The sequence below is a fragment of the Flavimobilis rhizosphaerae genome (genome assembly GCF_014852685.1).
Taxonomy (GTDB): domain Bacteria; phylum Actinomycetota; class Actinomycetes; order Actinomycetales; family Cellulomonadaceae; genus Flavimobilis; species Flavimobilis rhizosphaerae.
Window position 1 is genome coordinate 491,774 of the sequence record NZ_JACZDF010000001.1, and the last position, 22,533, is coordinate 514,306.

At 74.1% G+C, this 22,533-nt stretch carries 16 protein-coding genes; 4 read left to right on the forward strand and 12 right to left on the reverse strand.

Annotated elements, in window-relative coordinates; translation table 11 throughout:
* Positions 1-12 precede the first annotated feature (12 nt).
* From IGS67_RS02115 to IGS67_RS02125, 3 genes are read right to left on the reverse strand one after another with little or no spacing between them, the layout of a single operon-like run.
* Positions 13-2,775 carry a multicopper oxidase domain-containing protein gene (locus IGS67_RS02115; protein WP_192277355.1) on the reverse strand — a complete coding sequence of 921 codons (2,763 nt, stop codon included), beginning with the start codon at positions 2,773-2,775 and terminating at the stop codon, positions 13-15.
* Positions 2,772-3,953, reverse strand: a complete 1,182-nt coding sequence (locus tag IGS67_RS02120) for a hypothetical protein (RefSeq protein ID WP_192277357.1) — start codon at positions 3,951-3,953, stop codon at positions 2,772-2,774. Before IGS67_RS02120 ends, IGS67_RS02115 begins: the two co-directional genes overlap by 4 nt.
* A gap of 2 nt (positions 3,954-3,955) precedes the next feature.
* The gene (locus tag IGS67_RS02125; protein WP_210766957.1) at positions 3,956-4,654 is read right to left on the reverse strand and encodes a helix-turn-helix transcriptional regulator; all 699 of its coding nucleotides are present in this window, start codon (positions 4,652-4,654) and stop codon (positions 3,956-3,958) included.
* A 69-nt stretch (positions 4,655-4,723) separates the two neighbouring features.
* Here IGS67_RS02125 and IGS67_RS02130 point away from each other — a divergent pair, with 69 nt between their 5' ends.
* A complete protein-coding gene (locus IGS67_RS02130; protein WP_192277359.1) occupies positions 4,724-5,593 on the forward strand; it encodes a DUF2249 domain-containing protein in 870 nt (289 codons plus the stop codon).
* 111 nt (positions 5,594-5,704) lie between these two features.
* A complete protein-coding gene (locus IGS67_RS02135; RefSeq protein ID WP_192277361.1) occupies positions 5,705-6,838 on the forward strand; it encodes an AAA family ATPase in 1,134 nt (377 codons plus the stop codon).
* Positions 6,839-6,847: 9 nt separating this feature from the next.
* Here IGS67_RS02135 and IGS67_RS02140 read toward each other — a convergent pair whose 3' ends face one another.
* The 5 genes from IGS67_RS02140 to IGS67_RS02160 all read right to left on the reverse strand — a co-directional run bounded on the left by IGS67_RS02140 (position 6,848) and on the right by IGS67_RS02160 (position 12,317).
* Positions 6,848-7,885 (reverse strand): LacI family DNA-binding transcriptional regulator, encoded by a 1,038-nt coding sequence (locus IGS67_RS02140; RefSeq protein WP_192277363.1) that lies wholly within the window; start codon positions 7,883-7,885, stop codon positions 6,848-6,850.
* Positions 7,886-8,146: 261 nt separating this feature from the next.
* Entirely contained in the window at positions 8,147-9,064 is a 918-nt protein-coding gene (locus tag IGS67_RS02145; RefSeq protein WP_192277364.1) for a carbohydrate ABC transporter permease, read from the reverse strand.
* Positions 9,061-10,068 carry a carbohydrate ABC transporter permease gene (locus IGS67_RS02150; protein WP_192277365.1) on the reverse strand — a complete coding sequence of 336 codons (1,008 nt, stop codon included), beginning with the start codon at positions 10,066-10,068 and terminating at the stop codon, positions 9,061-9,063. Before IGS67_RS02150 ends, IGS67_RS02145 begins: the two co-directional genes overlap by 4 nt.
* 108 nt (positions 10,069-10,176) lie before the next feature.
* Positions 10,177-11,487: an ABC transporter substrate-binding protein gene (locus IGS67_RS02155; RefSeq protein WP_192277366.1), complete on the reverse strand. Its 1,311-nt coding sequence runs from the start codon at positions 11,485-11,487 to the stop codon at positions 10,177-10,179.
* A 323-nt stretch (positions 11,488-11,810) separates the two neighbouring features.
* Positions 11,811-12,317 (reverse strand): DUF2505 domain-containing protein, encoded by a 507-nt coding sequence (locus IGS67_RS02160; RefSeq protein ID WP_192277367.1) that lies wholly within the window; start codon positions 12,315-12,317, stop codon positions 11,811-11,813.
* Positions 12,318-12,467: 150 nt separating this feature from the next.
* Here IGS67_RS02160 and IGS67_RS02165 point away from each other — a divergent pair, with 150 nt between their 5' ends.
* Positions 12,468-13,940 (forward strand): sensor histidine kinase, encoded by a 1,473-nt coding sequence (locus tag IGS67_RS02165; RefSeq protein ID WP_192277859.1) that lies wholly within the window; start codon positions 12,468-12,470, stop codon positions 13,938-13,940.
* A gap of 97 nt (positions 13,941-14,037) precedes the next feature.
* Here the strand turns inward: IGS67_RS02165 and IGS67_RS02170 are convergent, their stop codons facing one another.
* Positions 14,038-14,286 carry a WhiB family transcriptional regulator gene (locus IGS67_RS02170; RefSeq protein WP_102510284.1) on the reverse strand — a complete coding sequence of 83 codons (249 nt, stop codon included), beginning with the start codon at positions 14,284-14,286 and terminating at the stop codon, positions 14,038-14,040.
* A 234-nt stretch (positions 14,287-14,520) separates the two neighbouring features.
* On the opposite strand from IGS67_RS02170, the gene IGS67_RS02175 reads away from it, so the two are divergent.
* Positions 14,521-14,946, forward strand: a complete 426-nt coding sequence (locus tag IGS67_RS02175; protein WP_210766958.1) for a hypothetical protein — start codon at positions 14,521-14,523, stop codon at positions 14,944-14,946.
* A 36-nt stretch (positions 14,947-14,982) separates the two neighbouring features.
* On the opposite strand, the gene IGS67_RS02180 is transcribed toward IGS67_RS02175, so the two are convergent.
* The 3 genes from IGS67_RS02180 to IGS67_RS02190 form a co-directional block, all read right to left on the reverse strand.
* Positions 14,983-18,981 carry an FtsK/SpoIIIE domain-containing protein gene (locus tag IGS67_RS02180; protein WP_192277368.1) on the reverse strand — a complete coding sequence of 1,333 codons (3,999 nt, stop codon included), beginning with the start codon at positions 18,979-18,981 and terminating at the stop codon, positions 14,983-14,985.
* 104 nt (positions 18,982-19,085) lie between these two features.
* A complete protein-coding gene (locus tag IGS67_RS02185; RefSeq protein WP_192277369.1) occupies positions 19,086-21,671 on the reverse strand; it encodes an ABC transporter permease in 2,586 nt (861 codons plus the stop codon).
* Entirely contained in the window at positions 21,671-22,465 is a 795-nt protein-coding gene (locus IGS67_RS02190) for an ABC transporter ATP-binding protein (RefSeq protein WP_192277370.1), read from the reverse strand. Before IGS67_RS02190 ends, IGS67_RS02185 begins: the two co-directional genes overlap by 1 nt.
* Positions 22,466-22,533 lie beyond the last annotated feature (68 nt).

Genomic DNA, 22,533 nt, shown 5'->3' on the forward strand with positions numbered 1-22,533 from the left:
GGTGGTCCCGCGTCAGTCCGTCACGTGGATGCGGCCCGTCGCGCCCTTCTCCGCGTCGCTCATGACGTGCGAGACGAACGGGTACGTGCCGGCCTCCGGCATGACGAGCTCGACGAACCCGCCCTGCGCGACGCTCAGCCCGAGGGCCTGCGACCCGCCGCGGGCCGCGTTGCCCGGACGCAGCCGGTACGTGCCCTCGTGGAACACCGTGTCGAACTGGCCGCCGACGACGTGGAACGACGTCCCGACGTTCGGCCCCGCCGCGAGCACCCAGATCCGCAGCCGGTCGCCCGTGCGCGCCTCGATCGGGTCGTACGCGTACTGGTGCGCATAGCCGTTGAACGTCACGAGGTCGGGCAGCTGCGTCGCGATCTTGTCGACGTCGACCTCGCCGCCCTGCGCACCGAGGTAGAACTCGCTCTGGACGAGCACGTAGCTCGCGTCGACCTCCGGCAGGTCCGGCGGCTCGATGACGACCGCGCCGAACATGCCGTTCGCGATGTGCGCGCTCATCGGCATCGTCGAGCAGTGGTACATCCAGATGCCGCTCATCGTCGCCGTGAACCGGTACGTGAGGGTCTCCCCGGGTGCGATCGTCCGCATCGGCTGGTCCGGGGCGAGCATGCCCGCGTGGAAGTCGATCGAGTGGCCGATCGTCCCGTCGTTGACGAGCGTCACGACGAACGTGTCGCCCACCCGTCCGTGGAGGGTGGGGCCGGGCGCCGAGCCGCCGAACGTCCACAACTTCTGGCTCACGCCCGGCGCGACGTCCGCCGTGAGCTCGGAGACCGTGAGCGTCACCTCGCGCACCGTGCGGTCGTCGAGCGGGGGCAGGGAGGCGTCGCGTGCCTCGAAGCCCGCGGGCGGAGCTTGGTGGAGGTCGATGTCGTCCGCTGCCGACGGGCCGGACGCGCTGCCGTGGTCCATTCGGCTGTGGTTCATACCTCCATCGTCCGTGCCGCCCGACGGTGCGTCGGTCGCGCCAGGGGCGGCGTCGCCCGCCGCGGCGAGCCCCGTCGGCACGATGTCGAGCGTCATGCCCGACTGCCGGTGCCCGACGATCGTGCACCAGCCCTCGATCGTGCGGCCGACGACGCCGACGTCGAGCGTCGCCGACGCCCCGACCGCGAGACGACCCGTGAACGCACCCGTGTCGAGCGCGAGGTCGTGGACCGTCGTCGGGTCCGTGTTCCGCACGACGAGCACGAGACGGTCGCCCGCGGGCACCTCGATGCGTGACGGCGTGAACCGCATGTCGCGCGCCTCGACCTCGACGGTCGTCGTGCGGCCCGTCGGCGTGACGGACGCGCCCGCGGCGCCTCCCGCAACGCCGCCGCCGGGCATCGCCGCGAGGCGGAGGCCCGACGGGTCGAGCGCAGCAGCGCCCGCGACGACGAGCGCGAGCACCGCGACGCCCGCCGCGAGCTGCGTCGCCCGCGCCGGGCCCCGCACGGCCTCGACCTGCGGTCCCTGCGGCGTGCCGGGCACGGGCGGCTCGGGCGCCTCGACCGTTGCCATGCGCCCCAGCCGTGCGCGTCGGTGGTCCCGCAGCGCGAGCGCGAGCAGCACGAGGAACGACGCCCCCGCGCCGAGCGCTGCGATCGACGAGAGCGCGCGCAGCGCGCTCGAGCCCGGCAGGACGAAGACGAGGAGGCCACCGTTCGCGACGACGATGCGCGTGAGGGCACCACGCTCGAGCCGCGCCGCCGTCGTCCGCACGACCGCCGGACCGCCGCCGAGCACGACCGGCACGAGGTACGTGAGCGCACCGAGCAGCACCTGCGCGGCAAAGCCGCCGACGAGCGGCACCGTGAGCGCGCCCAGGCGCGCCTCGAGAGCCGTCCACGACGGCGTGACGACGAGCAGCACGACGGCCGTGGCGAGCGTCCCGAGCCACCACACGACCGCCGACGCGGCCGAGAGCGTCGCGAACGACGCGGGCGGCCGGCGCCGCGCCGCGCCCACCATTGGCACGAGCGCACAGACGACCCCCACGACGTACGCGACGACGCCCGCCGCCGCGAGCAGCCGCACGCCCGTGAGTGCGCCCACGACGCCGACCCCGAGCCCGCCGAGGGTCCACGCGAGCGTCGGCGTCACCGCGCGCACCGCACGCGGGTCCATCGTCGTGCGCAGCATCGTCGGCCACAGCGTCACGAGCGTTCCGAGCACCGTGAGCCCCACAAAACCCAGGACGTTGAGCCCCGTGTGCGCAAGGACGAGCCGCGCGTGCCAGCCCGGCCCCGCGCCGCGCGCGAGCAGGACACCCACCGCCGCGCCGAACGGCAGCAGCCACGCCGCCGCGACATAGAACCGCACGCACACCGCGAGCGGACCCGTGAGCGCCCCGCGCGTCGAGCGCGCGAGCGCAGCCCCGTGCCACGCGACCGCGAGCCCCACGACGGCAGCGCCCACGAGGGTGACGGGCCAGCGCGACGTCACCATGCCGACGACCGTCGTGAGCACCCCGACGTTGAGCACGACGAGCCGCACCGCCTGCCCGCGCCGCGCACGACCGTCCGTGCGGCGGCGCAGCAGCGCGTCCGCGAAGTGCGCCGACCACACGAGGATCGCGTTCGTCACCGCACCGAGCAGCGTGAGGTGGACGAGCAGCCACGCCGACACCGCGACCTCGCGGTGGACGAGCGAGACGCCGAACGTTGCGAGCAGCCAGACGACGACCGGTGCGTTCGCGGCGAGGTGCCACGACGAGCGGGCGGACAGCGGCCGTGGCGCGCCCGAGGGCTGCGTCGGGCGCGGGGAGAGCGAGGTCATCGGGCGGAGGCTTCCTGGACGGGGGAGGGGAGTGCAGGCTCGGGGTCGCGCGTGCCGCGTGCGGCTCGCGCCGTCGGGGCCCTCCGCGACGCGACGACGCCGACGATGACGTTCGTCACGACGAACCCGAGCAGCGCGACGACGTTGCCGATGCCGCCGATCGTCACGAGCGCCGGGACGTCGCGCGCGTCACCGACGGCGACGCGCAGGACGAGCGTCACGTGGAGGAGTGCTGCCGGGCCATACATCGCCGGGTGGTAGGGGAGCGGGACCCGGAGCACCGCGGGCAGGATGATCGGGGCGTGGGCCATGATCATCGAGATCGTGAAGCCGAAGAACACGCTGTGGAGCACGGCGTCGTACCCGCGGCCCGCCAGCTGCGGGCCGCCGAGCAGCCAGATCCCGCCGGCGACCGCGAGCCACGCGTACGCCGCGAGAAGGCACGCGGCCGTGAAGCGCGGCAGGCCGCGCGAACGCACCGTGCGTCGGGCGACGTCGTTGCCGGCCAGCCACGCGCACAGCGCGAGCAGCGCCGCACCGAGGACCGCGTGCCCGGGTCCCGGCCACGCCGTCGCGGCGGCCGCACCGAGTACGGTCGCGACGCACACGGCGAGGATCGCCGAGTCCGCGCGCGTGCGGTCGCCGGGCCGCAAGCCCGACATCGCGACGCGCGCAAGCTCGAGCCGTTCGCCCGCGATCGTCGTGACGACGAACGCGGTGAGCCACGGGATCGTCGCGGGCATCGGTGCCCCCGCCCACCACAGGAGCGCGCCGCACGCGGCGGCGACCGCACCGAGCTGCTGGACGAGCACCGCGGTGTCGCGCGAGCGCCGGAAGAGCGGCACGTAGACGACGACGAGCACGACGGCGCCCGCCGTCAGCAGACCCCGCCCGACGGTGAGGGGCAGCGGCGAGAGCAGCGCGAGCGCGCCGAGGCCGAGGAGGACTGGTGCGCCGAATCCCCACCACCGGCGCAGCGCGACCGCGCGTTCGAGCGCGATGAGTGTGCCGACGAAGCCGAGGACCATGAGCATGCCGTGGACGTCGGGCAGCCGGTCCGTCGTCACGGGTGCGGGCAGGCCGAGCAGGAGGAGCGCGGCGTCGAGGCCCGCGAGGAGGCTGAGGCCGGCGAGCAGGAGGAGGGGGAGGCGGCGCAGCGCGCTCGCGGGGGCGGGCACGTTCAGGCCTCCGGCGCGTCGAGGTGGAGGAGGCACGCGCCGGGCAGCGCGAAGGCCTCGAGCGCCGTGCGGTCCGTCGGGGCGCCGAGCGCGTCGAGGGCACCGCGGGCGAGTCCGAGGTGGACCGCGCACACGACCTCGGGCGTGCGCAGTGCGGCGTCGAGGAGGGGGCAGCGGCGCAACTCGACCGCGCTGTCCGTCGCGTCCGCGCTCGGGCCGAAGCCGAGGCGGTCGAGGAGGCGCACGACGGTGCGGCGTGCGTGCGGCGCGCCGGCGGACGGTTCGTGCGCGACGAGGTCGCGGCCCCAGCGGTCGCCCGCGGCGAGCGCGTCGGCGCGTGGGTCGGGGCTCGTCCGGGCGATCTGGTCGGCGAGGACCGAGGCGAGTGCCGCGTACTCGCGGGCGCCGGGGTCGGTCGTGCTCGTGGGCCGCGCCTCGTAGAGCGTCCCGGGGCGGCCGCGCCCGGCGGGGCGGGCGGTCGAGCGGTCGGCGAGCCCGGCGTCCGCGAGGCCTTCGAGGTGCTCGCGGACCGTGTTCGTGTGCTGCCCGAGCTCGGCGGCGACGGTCGCGACGCTCGTCGGGACACCGCGGACGACGAGGAGGTCGAGGACCTGGCGGCGGGCGCGCGAGAGGTCCGCGGCGGGCGAGGGGCGCGGGACGACGGCGGCGGGGCCGTAGCCGGGACGCGGAGTTATTTCCACGGACCCGAGTGTACTATTCTCGGGCGCAGCCGGACCGGACCTCGGTCCCGACCACGACCGGAGAACCCGATGGACGACCTGCTCCTCGCCTCGAACCTCGACGACGCCCGCGCGGCTGAGGACCTCGCCGGCGACCACACCGCGATGCGCGGCACGCTCCACGTGCTCGTCGACCAGCTCTCCCGCGCCGTCACCGGAGCCGACGCCCAGCTCGCAGGCGTCGCCCGCGAACGCCTCGCCCTGTGGGCGACCGAACGTCTCGTCCCGCACCTCGAGGCCGAGGAGGCGCACCTCCTCCCCGCCGTCCGCACCGTCACCGACGGCGGGCCTGCGTCTGCCGTCGTCGTCCGCCTCCACACCGCCGTCCGCACGGCCGCGTCCGACCTCGCAACGACGACCCACCCCCTCGAGGCCGTCGGCGCCGCCCACGTTCTCGCGGCGCTCCTCGCCGTCCACGCCGACACCCTCGACCACGACCTCGTGCCGCTCGTCGCCCGCGACGCGCGCACCCCGCTCACCGGTCCGGCCGAGGAGGTCCGGGAGGTCCTCCGTGCCCCGGCCCCCACGGGGCACGCGTGCGGCTGCGGTGGCGGAGGTTGCGGCGGGAGCGGCGCAGCCCCCGAGGCCACGCCGACGGAGGCCGCTCCAGCGTCGGCCGCTCCCGCAGCGGACGCTGCGTCGGACGCGCGGGCCGACACCACGGCCGACGACCGCGCTGACCTGCCTGTCCTCGACGCGACCGTCATCCCGCACGCCGTGCGCCACGCGACGATCTTCGGCGCGCTCGACGCCGTCGAGGAGGGCGGCGGCCTCGTCCTCGTCGCCCCGCACGACCCGCTGCCCCTCCTCACCCAGATCGAGGGCCGCCACCCAGGCCGCTTCACCGTCGAGTACCTCCAGCGCGGCCCCGAGACCTGGCACCTCGCGTTCACGCGCTGAGCGCGGGGCCGCGCAGGGCCCGACCCTCGGGTGGACGTCGGTGGCCGACCCTGACGTCCCGGGGACGCACCGCGACCCCGGGACGTCGGTGGCCGTCGCTAGGCTCGCGGCATGATCCGCACGCTCGCCGTCTCGGGCTACCGCAGCCTCGTCGACCTCACGCTCGAGCTCGACCGGCTCACGGTCGTCACGGGCCCCAACGGGTCCGGCAAGTCCTCTCTCTACCGCGCGCTGCGGCTCCTCGCGGCGTGCGGGTCCGGGCAGGTCGTCGGAGCGCTCGCGCGCGAGGGCGGGCTCGGCTCCGCGCTCTGGGCCGGCACGTCGCAGGCTCCCGGCCCGCAGGGCCGCGTCGCTCTGAGGCTCGGCTTCGAGGGCGACGGCCTCGGCTACGCGGTCGACCTGGGCCTGCCCCAGCTGCCCGGCTCCTCACCGTTCGCGCTCGACCCCGAGATCAAGTCGGAGACCGTGTGGAGCGGCGGACCGCTCCGCGCCGGCTCGGTCCAGGCGCAGCGCAAGGGACCGCACCTGCGCGTGCGCGACGCGTCCGGCGCGTGGCGTGACGACCCCCGCGTGCTCGCGACGTACGAGTCGATCGTCGACGAGGTCGCCGACCCCGAGGGCGCCCCCGAGGTCGGGCTCGTCCGGCGCACGCTGCGCGGCTGGCGCTTCCACGACGACGTCCGCACCGACGCGGGCGCGCCCGCACGTACCCCGCACGTCGGCACGCGTACCCAGGTGCTCGGGCACGACGGCGCCGACCTCGCAGCGGCGCTCGCGACGATCATCGACGCGGGTGGCGCGGACCTGCTCGATGCTGCGGTCGACGACGCGTTCCCCGGGTCCCGCATCCGCATCGACGCAGCGGCGGGGCTCTTCACGCTCCTTCTCGAGCAGCCCGGCCTGCGCCGACCCGTCACCGCCGCCGAGCTCTCCGACGGGACGCTGCGCTACCTCGTCCACGTCGCCGCGCTGCTCAGCGTGCGACCAGCAGGGCTCCTCGTGCTCGACGAGCCGGAGACGGGCCTCCACCCGGACCTTGCCAGTCCGCTCGGACGCCTCGTCCGGCGCGCGTCGGAGCGTGGACAGGTGCTCGTCGTCACCCATTCCCGTCCCCTCGCGGAGGGGCTCGCCGACGACGGCGCTGCGCACGTCCGGCTCACGGGCGGCGGCGGCAGAGAGACCCGCGTCCTCGACGGGCGCGAGGGCGCGCTCGACGGACCCGCGTGGGCGTGGCCGGGGCGGTGAGGGAGCCTCTCAGGTGGTGCCGCGGACGACGAGCCGCGGCGGGAAGACGATCGACGTCACGCGCTCGTCGCCCGGTTCGGAGTCGATGAGCCGCAGGAGCTGCTCGACGGCCGTCGCAGCGAGCTCGACGACCGGGTTGTGGAGCGTCGTGAGCGGGGGAGTCGAGGCCTGGGCGGCGTCGAGGTCGTCGTAGCCCACGATCGCGACGTCACCGGGGACGGAACGCCCGGCCGCCGCGAGTGCGCGCAGGGCTCCGACGGCGATCGTGTCCGACGCCGCGAAGATCCCGTCGACGTCCGGGTGCGCGGCAAGGAGCTCGGCCGCAGCGGTCTCGCCCGACGCCGTCGTGAACTGGGCGTGGACGAGCGCGTCCGCGGGCAGGCCGTGGTCGCTCAGCGCGTCACGCCATCCTTTGACACGGTCGACGCCCGCGGTCATATCCTGCGGGCCGGCGATGTGCGCGATGCGCGTGCGGCCGCGTGCGACGAGATGCTCGACGGCGAGCCGGGCGCCGGCAACGTTGTCGACGTCCGTGTAGATGAGCTCCCGCGGTGCGTCGAACGGCCGGCCGACGAACACCGCCGGGATCGACGACGCGGCGACCACGCGCTCGAGCTCGTCACCCTCGTGGTGGGACGTGATGACGGCGCCGTCGACGTGCCCGCCGCGCAGGTAGCGCGCGATCCGGTCCGCGGTCTCGTTCTTGCGCGAGAGCAGCAGGACGAGCTGGAGGTCCGTGCGCGCGAGCGCGTCCCCGACACCCCGCAGCGTGCCGCCGATGAACGCGTCCGAGAGCAGCCGCTCGTCGGGCTCAGGGATGATGAGCGCGATCGAGTCGGTCCGTCGCGTGACGAGGGAACGGGCGGCACGGTTCGGCACGTAGCCCAGGCGGAGCGCCGCCTCGTCGACCGCAGCCTGGGCCGACGGCGATACGCGCAGGCCGCCGTTGAGGGCTCGGGAGGCCGTCGAGCGCGAGACTCCGGCGGCCGCAGCCACCTCGTCGAGCGTCGGGGCCGCGGCATCGTTGCGCGGGGTGGTCTCGGGCATCGTCGGTCGTCTTTCGTCAGGGCAGCGGTCGGTGGCGGACCGCTCGTGAGATGAGAGTAGGCGAGTCCGACACGCGGCGTGCGTTCCGGCACGCGGCACGCCCCGGGGACGCCGTGGGCCCCGCCCTCGCCGGACGGGGCCCACGGGTGGCCGTGCGGGCGTCTGCACGCCCGCACGGCCGCCGCCGTCGACCTCGGGCCTCGACCTCCCGGGGTCCTGCGGCCCTCCGTGGAAGACCCTCCGGCGGCAGCCTGGGTCGGGTCAGCCCTTGACGGCGCCCGCCATGATGCCGGCGACGAGCTGCTTGCCGGCGACGACGAAGAGGATGAGCAGCGGTACGACGGACAGCAGCGCACCGGTGAGGATGAGCGGGTAGTCCGTGTAGTACTGCGACTGGAGGCCCTGGAGGGCGACCGGCAGGGTGCCGCTCGCACGGTCGAGGATGACGTACGGCCACATGAAGTTCGTCCACGACCCGACGAACGTGAAGAGGAAGAGCATCGCGGCGGCCGGGCGCGCGGCCGGCATGGCTACGTGCCAGAACGTGCGGATGAGGTTGCAGCCGTCGACGCGTGCGGCGTCGATGAGCTCGTCGGGCAGGGCGTCCTGGAGGTACTGCGTCATCCAGAACACCCCGAACGCGGTGACGAGCCCGGGCAGGATGATCGCGAGGAGGTTGCCCTGGAGGTTGAGCTTCGTCATGACGAGGTAGAGCGGCACGATGCCGAGCTGCGTCGGGACCGCCATCGTCGCGATGACCGAGACGAGCAGGCCCCGGCGACCCTTGAACCGCAGCTTGGCGAACGAGAAGCCCGCGAGCGTCGAGAGGAGGACGACGGAGACGGACGTCGACGTCGCCGCGACGAGCGAGTTGAGGGTCGCGCCCCAGAAGTTGATGTCGGACTCGAGGACCCGCCTGACGTTGTCGAGGAAGTTCGGGCCCGGCACAAGGTTGAGCGATCCCGAGAAGACGAAGTCGTTGTCCTTCGAGCCGATGAGGAAAGACCAGTAGAACGGGAACGCGGAGAGCAGGACGAAGATCGCGAGGATCGTGTACGTGACCTTTCCGGCCCTGCGCTCGCCGCCGGCGAAGGAACCGTGCCTGCGGGAGCTTCGGCGCCCCGCGGCGCGTGCGGCACCGGGGCCTGCGGTCTGGGCGATGACGGGGATCGAGCTCATCGGTCGCCTCCCTGCGACGAGATGCGACGCGTGAGGAGGAAGTTCACGACGCCGACGAGGAGGATGAGGAGGAAGAGCAGCCACGCGATCGCCGCGGCCCGGCCGAAGTTCGCGGAGTTCCAGCCGACCTCCCACAGGTAGAGGGTGATCGTCTTCCACTGTCCGTCCGGCCCGCCGCGGCCCGAGCCGGAGCCGCCGGGCCCGAACATGCGGGCCTCGTCGAAGATCTGCAGCCCGCCGATCGTCGAGGTGATGACGACGAACGTGATGGTGGCCTTGAGCATCGGGACCGTGATGGAGAAGAACTGGCGCACGCGCCCCGCACCGTCGATCGTCGCGGCTTCGTAGAGGTCGCGGGGGACGGCCTGCATCGCGGCGAGGAGGATGAGCGTGTTGTAGCCGGTCCAGCGGAAGTTCACCATTGTCGCGATCGCGATGTGCGACGGGACGACGTCCGACGTCCAGGGGATCGGGTCGATGCCGACGTACCCGAGCAGGGTGTTGATGATGCCGAACTGCTCGGCGAAGAGGTTCGAGAAGATGAGCGCGACCGACACGGGGGCGACGATGTAGGGCAGCAGGACGCCCATGCGCCAGAACGTCCCGGCACGGAGGTTGGAGTCGAGCACTGCCGCGATGAAGACGGCGACGACGAGCTGGGGGATGGTCGAGAGCAGGAAGATCGAGAACGTGTTGCCGACGGCGTTCCAGAACTGGTCCTGCTGGAGGACGGCCGTGAAATTGTCGAGGCCGACGAAATCGCCCTTGCCGCCGATGGGGTGCCACTGGTGGAGCGCGACGTAGGCCGTGTAGAGGAGGGGCGCGAGACCGAAGATGCCGAAGAGGAGGAAGAACGGCGAGATGTAGAGGTACGGCGAGACCTTGAGGTCGAACCGGCTCATGCGCTGACCCCAACCGATGCGCCGTGGTTGCGGCTGCGGGGCGGGAGCGGGAGCCGGCCCGCCCGTGCCCGTGCGACGGGTCGAGGACGTGCTGACGGTCATGGGGGATCCTTCGTGAGCGCCCGCGGCGGCGGGCTGAGAGAGCTGAGTCGCGCGTTGCCGCGCCGAGGCCGACGGCCGGGGTGCGGAGCACCCCGGCCGTCGGTGCGATCAGTTGAGGTTCTTGAGCTCCTGGAGCACCTGCGCCCAGGACTCGTCGATCGACTGCTTCTCGCCCTTGACGCCGACGTCGACGCGGTCGAGGCCGTTGTTGACGACGTCCGAGACCTTCTTGTAGAGCGGGCCCTTGTGGACCTGGACGATGCCGTTGGCGCGGTTGGAGAGGATCTTGCCCGTGGGGGCGTTGTTGAACCACTCGAACGTGGCGTTCTGGACGTCCTCAGACTTGAGCGCGTCGACGGTCGACGGGAACGCGCCCTGGTCGACGAAGAGCTTCGCCTGGACCTCGGGGGAGGTGAGGTAGGCCGCGAGCTTCTTGGCCTCCTCGGGGTGCTTCGACTGCGTGGGGACCGCGAGGAACGAGCCGCCCCAGTTGCCGGCGCCGTTGGGGAAGACGTCGGCGACGTCCCAGCCCTTGAAGTCGTCGCCTGCACGCTCCTTGATGATGTTGAGCATCCAGCCCGGCGCGAGGATCGTCGCGAAGCCCTGGTCGCCCTTGAAGCGCGCATCCCAGTCGGCGTTCCACTGACCGGAGTGGCCCGACTGGTTGTCGACCGACGCGGCCGTGAGGACCTGGCGGAAGAGCGTCTCGACGTCCGAGCCCGCGAGGTCGCGGACGGTGCCGTCCTCGTTCTCGTACGCCCGCTCGACCTGGTTGATCATGCCGAAGAACGTGCCGCGCGCGCTGTCGAACCACGGCTGGCCCGTCTTCTCCGTGTACTCCTTGCCGACCTTGAAGTAGTGCTCCCAGTCACCGGTGAGGAGCTTGGCGACCTCCTCGCGGTCCGACGGCAGGCCTGCCTTCTCGAAGAGGTCGGCGCGGTACGCGATCGCGTTGGGGCCCGAGTCCGTGCCGTACATGATGAGCCGGCCCTTGGCGTCGGTGCCCTGCGCGGCCTTCCAGTCCAGCCAGCGGTCGGCGAGCGCCGGGTCGGTGAGGTCCGCGAACCTGTCGGCGAACTGCATGAGCTCGGGGACCCAGTCGCCCTCGATGGCCTCGACGTCGCCGAGGCCCGAGGACTGGCCGAGGAAGTTGAGGATGTTCTCGCGGGACTCGTCGGAGCCTCCGGTGATCTTCTCCTCGACGATGATGTCGGGGTTGTCCTTCATGAACTGCTCGATGTGCGGCTTGTAGCCGAAGTCGTTGAACGTCGAGAGGACGAGCTTGACCTTCTCGCCCGGGGCCTTGCTGCCGCCGCCGCTGCCGGGGGCGTCCGTGTCGCCGCCGCATGCGGTGACGACGAGCGCGAGCGACGCGATGCCGGCGACGGCCGCCCACGTCCTGGTGGTGTTCCTGCGCACTGTTGACTCCTTCGTCGTGGCTCGGCGTCATCGCCGTGCCTCCCTGCCGCGCACCCGACGGGTGGGCGTCGAAGCTCGGCGCGCCCCCAGAGGGGAGCGCTCCCACCTTCATCGTGGGAGCGTTTCCACGCCGCTGACAACGATGGTGGCCAAGGGGTGGGAGCGCTGTCAACCGTCCAGGGCGAGTTTTGCCATGGAAGCGATCCCATGACTTCAAAACCGCAGGTCAGAGGCTTAGGCGGGCGCGGCCTGTTGCCGAATCGTTATGGGCTCTCATGGCGCGTTCGGGACGCACCCGAGTGGGCCCGGGCCCGCCGACGCACTCAGGCAGGCGTGCCGTGCACGTCGACCCAGGCCTGCACGCGCAGCTCCTCCGCGCCGAGCGTCGCCCGGACAGCCTCGGCCGCCGAGCGCTCGACCGCCGGGCCGAACAGCGGGATCGACGCCCGCACGTCACCGTCGTACCGGAGGATCGCGCCGTCGCCCGACGGCACGAGCTCGACAGTGCCGGTCATGCGCACCGGTGTCCCCGTGATCTCGAGCGCAACCGTCCCGTGCCACGCACCGCCGCGCTCGCCCTCCCACGCCTCGACCTGGCGGATCTCGAGCTCCGACCCCACGAACGACCGCACCTGCGGGGGGATCTGCGCAGCCGAGACAGACCGCCGCACCGTCACCGTGAACGACTCGCCGTCCGCGGGCGTCACGATGACGTCGTCGACCCGCGCGCCCGGCACGGCTGTGCGGAAGCGCACGAACGACTCGTCGCGCACGAGCGTCGCGTACGCAGCGGCAGAGAGCGGGACGGGGACGTCGATCGTCACGTGCATGCCCTGAGCCTAGCCGCGCAGCCGCGCGACGTCCCGGCCCGACGCACCCCGGGCCGTGGGCCAGATGTCCCACACGCGGCGCAGCGGCCGCGCCGCCCGTGCGGTGCGGGCGCGGCCGGTGCGGCCACGTACCCTAGAGGCGTGTCCGTCATGAGCGAGCTCATCTCCCGCCACTCGAACCTCGACGCCGTCGACGCCGACTGGCTCCACCTCCTCGCAGGCGACTGGCAGGTGATCTCCGATCTCGCGTTCGCCGACCTCGTCCTCTGGCTCCCGACGGACGACGGCGAGCTCATCGCGATCGCCCACTGCCGCCCGTCGACCGGTGCGACCGTCCACTACGACGACATCGTCGGCACCGTCGCGCCCTCGGGACGACGTGCACAGCTGCTCCAGGCCTTCGACGACCGCCGCGTCCACCGTGAGCGCGAACCTCGCTGGCTCGGCGCCTACGCCGTGCGCGAGGAGTTCGTCCCCGTCGTCCGCGCAGGCCGGGCGATCGCCGTCCTCGTCCGCCAGACGTACCTCGGCTCGGGCCGCACCCCGAGCCGCCTCGAGCTCAACTACGTCGAGGCGGCCGAGGGCCTGCTCGGCATGATCTCGCGCGGCGAGTTCCCCCAGCCCGACTCGGCGACCGGGCCGCGGCGCGGCGCGCCCCGCGTCGGCGACGGCCTCCTGCGGCTCAACGCCGAGGGCGAGGTCCTCTACGCGAGCCCCAACGCCCTCTCGTGCTTCCACCGGCTCGGTGTCTACGGCCCGCTCGTCGGAGAGTCGCTCGTCGAGATCACCGCGGACCTCCTCGTCCAGCAGGCGCCCGTCGACGAGTCCCTGCCGGTCGTCATGATGGGCCGCGCCCCGTGGCGCACCGAGCTCGAGTCCGACCGCGTCTCGCTGTCGGTGCGCTCGCTGCCCATCACCGAGGACGGCCGACGCATGGGTGCGGTGCTCCTGTGCCGCGACGTCACCGAGGTGCGCAGGCGCGAGCGCGAGCTCATCACCAAGGACGCGACGATCCGCGAGATCCACCACCGGGTGAAGAACAACCTCCAGACCGTCGCCGCGCTCCTGCGGCTCCAGGCCCGGCGCATGCAGATCCCCGAGGCGCGCGGCGCACTCGAGGAAGCCATGCGTCGCGTCGACACGATCGCGCTCGTCCACCAGGCGCTCTCGCAGACCCTCGAGGAGGAGGTCGAGTTCGACGACATGGTCGGCCGCGTCCTGCGGCTCGCCGCCGACATCGCGTCGGCCGACACGAGCGTCCGGACGATCTCCGAGGGCTCCTTCGGCCTCGTCCACGCCGAGGACGCGACACCGCTCGCGCTCGTCCTCACGGAGCTCGTGACGAACGCGGTCGAGCACGGCTTCCCCGACCGCGCGACGGGCACCGTCCGCATCACGACGACGCGGGACGGGCACGACCTCACCGTCCACATCGTGGACGACGGCATCGGTCTGGCACCCGACGCCGGCCCAGGCGCGGGCCTCGGCACGCAGATCGTCCGCACGCTCGTTGAGAACGAACTCCACGGTTCGATCGACTGGGGCACGTCCGCCGACGGCGGGACCGACGTCACCGTCCGCGTCGTGCTGCGCGACGCCCGCGGGCACCGCGCGGCGAGCTGACCGCGGCCGGACACGACGGGCCGGACACGACGGGCCGGATGCGACGAGGGCCGGCACCCGTGACGGGTGCCGGCCCTCGGCCGTACGTGATGGTGCGTCAGCCGGCGCGACGCGCCCGAGCCGTGCGGCGCTTGAGCGCGCGACGCTCGTCCTCGGACATGCCCCCCCAGACGCCCGCGTCCTGGCCGGACTCGAGCGCCCACTTGAGGCACGTGTCGACGACGTCGCAGCGACGGCACACAGCCTTGGCGTCCTCGATCTGCAGGATCGCCGGGCCGGTGTTCCCGATGGGGAAGAACAGCTCGGGGTCCTCGGTGAGGCATGCGGCGCGGTGACGCCAGTCCATGGAAGTGCTCCTCGGTGGTCGAACATGACGGTTCCGCGCGCAGCGCGACGCGGCCGTTCAAGAAGGGGGGACTGTCCCTGAGGGACCACACAAGGTTCACACCTCACGGCCGGTTCCACAAGAGGTCACGAGAAGGTTTCGACGAGGTGGCCCTGAGGTGATGGTCACAAGGGTGCAACCTTGACATCGCACGGCCGCCCGGAGGTCCTGCCGCAGGTCCCGTAGTCTCGGTGCGTGCCTCTCGATCTTCTCCGCCGCCCCGGCGTCGCGGCCCCGGGCCCCGGTCGCACCGTGCTTCTCGTCGTGTGCGGGCTCCTCGCGCTCGAGGCCCTCGGCCTCGTCGTCGCCGGCGGGTTCGTGCTCGCCGACGTCGTCCGCGGCGACGGCTCGGGAGCTGCGGGCGTCCTCGCCACGTTCGCCTGGGGTCTCGCTGCGCTGCTCGTCGGTGCGGCGCGCGGCCTCCTCGACGGCCGGCGCTGGGCGCGCTCGCCCGTCGTCACGTGGCAGCTGTTCCAGGTCGTCATCGCGGTGACGTGGCTCCAGGAGGGTGCGCACCCCGTGCCCGTGGTGCTCCTCGTCGTCGCGGTGCTCGTCGTCGCAGGCGTCGTCTCACCGGCCGTCGTCGCCCGCACGACCGCAGGCCGCCCCACGGGGGACTGACACCCCTGGCCACGGCTGCTCACGCCTCGGCACCGTTCACGTCGCTCCGCCGTGTGAGTCGGGCGGACGGCACTGAATGAGCTCGGCCCGCCCGTCGACGACGAGGGCCCCGCGGCCCGGCGCGCACGGCCCGGGTTCGACGACGTGAGCGACCTCGGTCGCGAGGACGTCCGCCGCACCCGGCCTGCCCGGGTCGAGCACGACACCGTGACGCGCCGCGCGCACCCGCGCCAGGAGGCCGCGGGACGCGAGCGTCGCCGAGGCGGTCGTCGCGGCGACGAGGCACCTCGCGACGCCCGGGAGCGTCGCGAGCCGGTCGTGCTCGACGGGCAGCAGCCGAGCGAGCACGTCGGCGTCGTCGACGACGAGCGTCCACCCGCCGCCGGCGACGAGGTCGGGGACGCGGGCGAGTCCCTCGGGCGTCATCGGCACGACGAGGGTGGCGTCGTCGGTGCCGCCGCCCCTGAGGGCGTCGCCGTCGTCGTCCGCGGCCTGCCGACCAGCGGTGGGTGGAAGGCAGCTCCCGACGACGAGCAGGGGACCGAGCTGTGCCGCGTGGCGCGCGAGGATCCCGAGAACGGTCGACCGACCCGACCCCGGCGGCCCGACGACGAGCGTGTCGCGTGCGACGTCGATCAGCCGAGGCCCCGCATCGTCACCGCCGTGGCCGAGCGGGGCGAGCCACGCGTGAGGAGCCTCGCGGGCCGCACTGTCGAGCTCCCGCAGCGCACGGTCGTCCGGAACCGTCGGCAGGGGCACGAGCTGCGGCGACGCCTCCGGACCGACCGGCACCTCGGAGGGCCGGGCATGCGTCGGAAGGAACGCCTGCGCGAGCCGCGCGGGACCGGCCCCCGTCCAGACGCCGCGGCCCGGCGGTCCCCCCAGTCCCGCGAGCTCCGAGGGGACGCCCCGGCCGAGGTCGGACGCGCGGTCGGTGCCCGTGAGGACGAGCCGCGGGCCGACCGTCGACGCGAGCGGGCCCGTGAGCGAGCGGGCGCTCGCGAGCGCGAGCGCGACCCCGTGGGCCGCGGACTGCCGGGCGAGCGCGACGAGCGTGTCGACGCCTCCGCCGCGTGCGACGCGTCCGAGCGCCGCGAGAACCTCCTCGACGCCGTCGACGAGGACGAGCGTTGGCGACGGCGGGGGCACGGCGAGGAGCTGTGACAGCAGCTCGTGGACGCGGCGTGGATCCGTCGCCGGGGCGTGCGTCCCGAGCCAGCGGGGGACGGGCCTGCGCCCCGCGCCGCGCCCCGCAGCCGCGCCGAGCCCGTCGTGCTCGACCAACGGGACGTGCGGGTCGCGCGCGCCGTGCTCGACCAGAGGGTCGTCCGCGTCGTGCACGACGAGCGGGTCGGGGCCGAGCACGTGGACGTGCCAGCCGCGTCGGGCCGCCTCGAGGGCGACCGCGTGGAGGACGGTCGACCGGCCCGACCCCGGAGCGCCCTCGACGTGAAGGTGCCCGCGTGCGGGATCCCACGCGGCGATCGAGCGTCGCCGCTCGTCGGGCTCGTCGAGGAGCGCGACCGGGAGCGCGTCGGCCGCCGAGCGCTCCGGCACGCGCCCTGGCACGGGCTCTGCGACGTCAGCCGTCGAGCACCGCAGCGGGAGCGGAGGCGCCCAGAGAGGGTGGGCACCCGCGGCACCCGCGGCCGCGTCGGCCGCCGCGACGAGACGTGCCGCGACGTCCTCGCCCCATACGGGCGCGGGCGTGCGTGCCGGTCCGGGCGTCCGCGGGACGCGCCGGACGCGTGCCGTCGCGGGCGTCGCCGGGGCGGACGCGAGCGCGCACCGCACCGTCCGGTGCGACGAACCGCTCGTGAGGACGACCGCGAGCCCGGGGGACGACGCGGGCAGGGCGGCCGCGTCCGGGACGTCGACGACGTCGCGCGACTCGGCGTCCGACGCGACGCGGAGCGCGACCCGCAGCCCGACGTTCGCGCGCACGTCCGCGCTCACGGCACCCGCTGGGCGCTGCGTCGCGAGGACGAGGTGGAGCCCGAGCGACCTGCCCTGCGCGGCGATCCGCAGGAACGACGGCACGAGATCAGGGTCGTCGTCCGCGAGCGCCCGCAGCTCGTCGACGACGACGACGAGGCGTGGCGGGCACACCTCCGGGTCCCGGGCGAGGAGCGCACCGACGTCGGGGACGCTGTGGTGGGCGAGCAGCTCCTCGCGCGAGCGCAGCTCGGCGCGGAGCGCGGCGAGCGCTCGCCGGGCGGAGCCGGGCTCGAGGTCCGTCGCGACGCCCGCGACGTGCGGGAGGGTGAGGCACGGCCCGAAGCCCGCACCGCCCTTGTGGTCGAGCAGGACGAACGTCAGGTGCGCGGGCGGGTGCGTGAGGGCGAGGGAGAGGACAAGGGTCTGGAGGAGCTCGGACTTGCCGGCGCCCGTCGTGCCGGCGACGAGGCCATGAGGTCCGTCGCGCACGAGGTCGAGGACGAACGGCTCCCCCGAGCCGTCGGCAAGCCTGCCGACGGGTGCGAGCGGACGCGTCGGCGCGGCGGCCCACCGTGCCGTCACCGCGTCCGCGACGGACGCTGGCGAGAGGGCCGGGTCGAGGCCGAGCAGATCGGCGAGCGGCACGGTCGCAGCATGGGTGAGGCCCGTGCTGCGCGCGACGGCCGGGGCGAGGGCACGCGCGAGCGACTCCGCGAGCCGGGGGTCGACGCCTGGCCCGTCGACGTCCGCCTCGCACCAGGCGGGTGCGTCGGCCAGGGGCGGGACGAGGAGCACGTGGGTGCCCGCGGGGGCGTGAGCCCACCACTCGCTCGTGCGACGCAGGGCGTCGGCGTCGTCGGGCGTGACGACGGCGAGGCGCGGGGCGTCGTCCCCGGAGGTGGGGAGCGGGCCGGGACGGGCACCGAGCCACCGGGCCCACTCCCACGCGCGAACGTCACCGCCGACGAGCGTCACGGGCGCGCCCGGGCGGAGCGCCGCGAACGCGAGGACCGTCGCGCGCGCCCGGGCGTCGGCGGAGGGCCCCGCCGCGACGAGGGCGCGAGGGCCGACGTCGCCACGGCCGTCGGTGGCCCCGTCCGCGGCCGTGCCTACGGGACCGGGCGCGGCCGTGCTCGCGGGCGTGAGGTCGAACCTGGACGGTCCCGCGAGGCCCGTCGCGACCCGTGTCATGAGCTCGACGGGCGACCGGGCGAGGCCGTGCCACGTCGTCGGAGCCCCGACCTGGGCGGGCGGCGTGCGGCGCAGGCGCCGGATGAGCGCGGTCACCCCGAGCACGACGGGCCCGACGAGCCCGACGAGCGCGAACGCGGGACGGTTCGTCACGAGCGCGAGGGTCGCCGCGGAGACGAGCGGGACGACGAGCGTCGTCGCCGAGAGCCCCGGCCCGAGGCCGCGCGCCCGGGAGGGGGCGCGGGTGGCGTCGGCGGCGATCGTGGCGCGCTCGTCCACGACCCCGACGACGACGCGGCGCAGGGTCATCGGCCCGACGTGGAGGACGTCGCCGTCGCGGACCCGGCGGCCGCGCAGCCCGAGCCTCACGGGACGCCGTCGCGCGTGGTCACGGGCGAGCCGCACCCGCACGCGCGGCGCACGGTCGTCGGTACGCCGCTGCCGGACACGCCGGACGCGGACCACCCGCGGGCCGTCCGCGTCGCTCGCCGACGCGCGACGGGGACGCACCTCGGCGACTCGCCCGCGCGTCGCACGTCCGAGATCGACCTCGACCCGGCCGGCTCCCGGACCTGCGACGACCTCCCAGCGTGCGGCCGCGCCGAACGCGTCACGTGCGCGTCCGACGGGGTCGTCGGGGAGGTCCGGGGCGCGGCGTCGCGGCACGTGCACGCGCACGTCCGCGCCCGGGACGAGCGGGCCGAAGCCCACGAGCGCGTCGTCGTCGAGGACGCGCGGGCCGACCGCGAGCGGCACCGCGAGCAGCTCGCTGCGGCCGAGAACCTCGGCGAGCCGGGGGCGCAGCGCGCCGAGCCGGGCCCCTCGCTCGATCTCGACGTCCTCGCCCGCGAGCGTGAGCCGGACGTGGCCGCCCGACGGGGCCGAGGAGGGGGTCGTGGGACGCATGCCCCGACGTTGCCGCGTCATCGGCCCGCACGCGCGGGACGGCCCTGCGGTCGGGGAGGGGATCCCCGTCCACAGGGCCGTCCGTCAGGTGGGCGCCGAGGGCGTCAGTCGACCGCGAGCGCCTCGACGGGCGAGGTACGCACCGCGCGCCGCGCCGGCAGGACCGACGCGAGCAGGCCCGCGACGACCGAGACGACGAGCGCGAGCGCGATGTCACGCCACGGCACCGCGTACGACACGTCGCCGAACGATCCGAGCACCGTCGCCGCGCCGGACCAGCCGTAGACGAGCCCGAGCACGACGCCGAGGAGCGTGCCGACGATCGCGATGAGCAGACCCTCGATCGCGAGAGTGCTGCGCAGCTGCTTCCGCGACAGTCCGATCGCGCGCAGGGTCGCGTTCTCCCGCTGCCGCTCGAGGACCGAGAGCGAGAGCGTGTTCGTCACGCCGATGAGGGCGATGACGACCGCGACCGCGAGCAGACCCACGACGACCGCGAGGAGGACGTTGATGACCTGCTCGAACATCGCGCGCTCCGCGACGGCGCCCGTGACCCACGCACCGAGGTCCTGGACCTGCGTCCGGATGTCGTCGACCGTGCGGACGGGGTTGTCGGAGTCGAGCCGCACGAAGAGCGTCGACGCGGTCGCGTCGGGCGCGATCTGCTTCATCGTCGTCGCCGTCACCATGTGCGTGCCGAGGCCGCCGGTGATGACCTTGACGCGCAGGTCGAGCGTCGTACCGTCGGCACGCGTGACGACCGCGCCCGTCGCAGCGAGGTGGAGCTCTCGCGACGAGTCGACGAGGAGGACGCCGTCCTCGAGCCCGTCGATCTTGCGGGGGTCGTGGAGGACCGTGCGTGCTGCGGTCGGGTCGATGCCGCTCACCTCGGTGCTCCCGAGCGGGACCGGACCGTCGGGGAGCGTGAGCTCGATCTTGTCGACGTACGTCGAGGTCACGGGCACGGTCGCGGCGACGCCGGGCACGGCGGCGACCTTCTCGCGCACCGTGTCGAGATTGCCGCTGCCGTCGCTCGAGCCGCTGGCCTCGACGAGGACGTCGACCGCGAAGTGCGAGTCGAGCTGGTCGTTGAACGTGGCGCGCGCGCTCGCGGCACCGGTCGACATCATCGCGACGAGCGTCACACCGATGAGCAGCGCCGTGCTCGTCGCGGCCGTGCGGCGCGGGTTGCGCAGCGTGTTGGCCGACGCGAGGCGCGCCGAGGCTCCCGTGCGGGACAGGAGTGCGCCGATGCCGGCCGCGACCGCGGGGATCCAGAACACGGACCCGACGATGAGCCCGACGAACGACAGCGCACCGCCCGGGATGCCGAGGAGGAGACCGATCTCGGGCCGCGGCTCCTCACCGGCGTTCGCGACGGCGATCCCGCCCGCGAGCATCGCCCCACCGACGACGGTGAGGACGACCGCGAGGAGGAGCCGTGCCTTCGAGCCGCCGCGCACGGAGGGTGCGTCGGCGGGTCGGAGCGCTGCGAGCGGCGCGACGCGCGTCGCTCCGCGGGCCGGTGCGAACGCCGCGAGGACCGTGACGACGACGCCTGCGATGAGCGGCACGAGGACGACAGCCGGCGTCACCTCGATCGTCTGGGGGAGCGGCACACCGAGGTCGCGCGTGCCGAGGACCGCGAGGAGCGCCTGGACGCCGATCGCGCCGACGAGGATGCCGGTGAGCGATGCGAGCGTCCCGAGCACGCCCGCCTCGAGGAGGACGGACGCGCGCAGCTGCTTCTTCGTCGCGCCGACGCAGCGCAGGAGCGCGAGCGTGCGGGTGCGCTGCGCGACGAGCACCTGGAACGTGTTGGCGATGACGAGCCCCGCGACGACGAGCGCGAGGGCGCCGAAGGCGAGGACGACGTACATGACGGTGTTGGTGTCGCCGCTCAGCTGGGCGATGCGCTCGTCGGCGTACTGCTGCTTCGTGAGCGCCCGGACCTGCGCGGCGTCCTCGTCCGACGTGCCTGCGGCGACGAGCTCCGCGCGTGCCGCGTCGGCGAGCGCCGGGAGGACCGTCGCCGGGTCGGCGCCGGCGTCGAGCGTGACGAGCGCGCTCGTGACGAGCGAGCCGCCGTTCCACGCGAGCACGTCGTCGACCTGACCGACGAGAGCGCCGTCGAACGAGACGTACGCGCCGGACGGGTCGTCGAGGAGACCCGTGACGGTGACCGTCGTCGTCGTCTCCTCGCTCTCGCCCTTCGCCTCGTCGAAGGTGTACCCGACGATGTCGACGGTCCCGCTGACGGTCGCGCCGAGCCTCTCGGCGACGGCCGCGGGGAGGGCGACCTCGTTCGTCGCGGCGGGCCAGGCACCGCTCGTGAGCTTCTGGGCCTCGAGGCGAGGTTCGGCGGCGGCGGAGACGGCGAGCGTCCCCACCTCGCGCTCACCGCGACGGACGTTGATGTAGGTCTGCACCTGCGGACTCACGACGGCGACACCGGCGGTCGCGTCGAGCGAGGTGATCGCCTCCGGGGCGAGCCCCACCGTCCCGCCCAGGTCGAGGTGGGCGTCCGCGTCGGCGAGGGTCGCTGCGACCGAGTCGGTCGACGTCGACGTCATGATGTTGCCCGCGAGGAGCGTCGCGGCGACGAACGCCGTGCCGATCGCGATGGCGATGCCGGCCGAGACGAGCTTCCCGACCGACTTGCGCATCTGCGCGAAGGTGAGCCGGAACATCAGGCCTGCCCCCCGCCCGGCGTCGCCGCGACGGGCGTCGTCTCGAGGGTGCGCAGGGCGTCGAGGCCCGCGAGAACCGACTCGGGCGTCGGGTCGGAGATGTCGCCCGCGATGCGGCCGTCGGCGATGAGCACGACCCGGTCCGCGTACGCGGCGGCCGCGGGGTCGTGCGTCACCATGATGATCGTGCGGCCGAGCTCGCGCACGGAGCGGCGCAGGAAGCTCAGCACCTCGGCGCCCGAGCGCGAGTCGAGGTTGCCCGTGGGCTCGTCCGCGAAGACGACGTCGGGCTTCGTGATGAGGGCGCGTGCGATCGCGACGCGCTGCTGCTGACCGCCGGAGAGCTCCGCGGGGCGGTGCGTGAGGCGCTCGCCGAGACCGAGGGTCTGCACGAGCGTCGCGAACCACTCCTTGTCGACCTTGTTCCCGCCGAGGTCGAGCGGAAGGAGGATGTTCTGCTCGGCCGTGAACATCGGCAGGAGGTTGAACGACTGGAAGACGAAGCCGATGCGCGTGCGGCGCAGCTCGGTGAGGGCGTCGTCGCCGAGCGCCGTGATCTCGGTGTCCCCGATGCGCGACGAGCCGCTCGTCGCGGAGTCGAGGCCCGCGAGCAGGTGCATGAGCGTCGACTTGCCCGAGCCCGAGGGGCCCATGATCGCGGTGAATCGGCCGGGTGCGAAGTCGACGTCGACGTGGTCGAGCGCGACGACCTGGCCGGCGCCCTTGCCGTAGACCTTCGTGAGGCCGCGGGCGCTGACCGTGCCCGTCGAACCGGGGACGACGGTGGTGTTCATGGAGGTGCTCCTCGTACGTTCCGGGGGAGAGGCGGGCGGGGGCCCGCCGGCTCCTCCGACGCTACCGA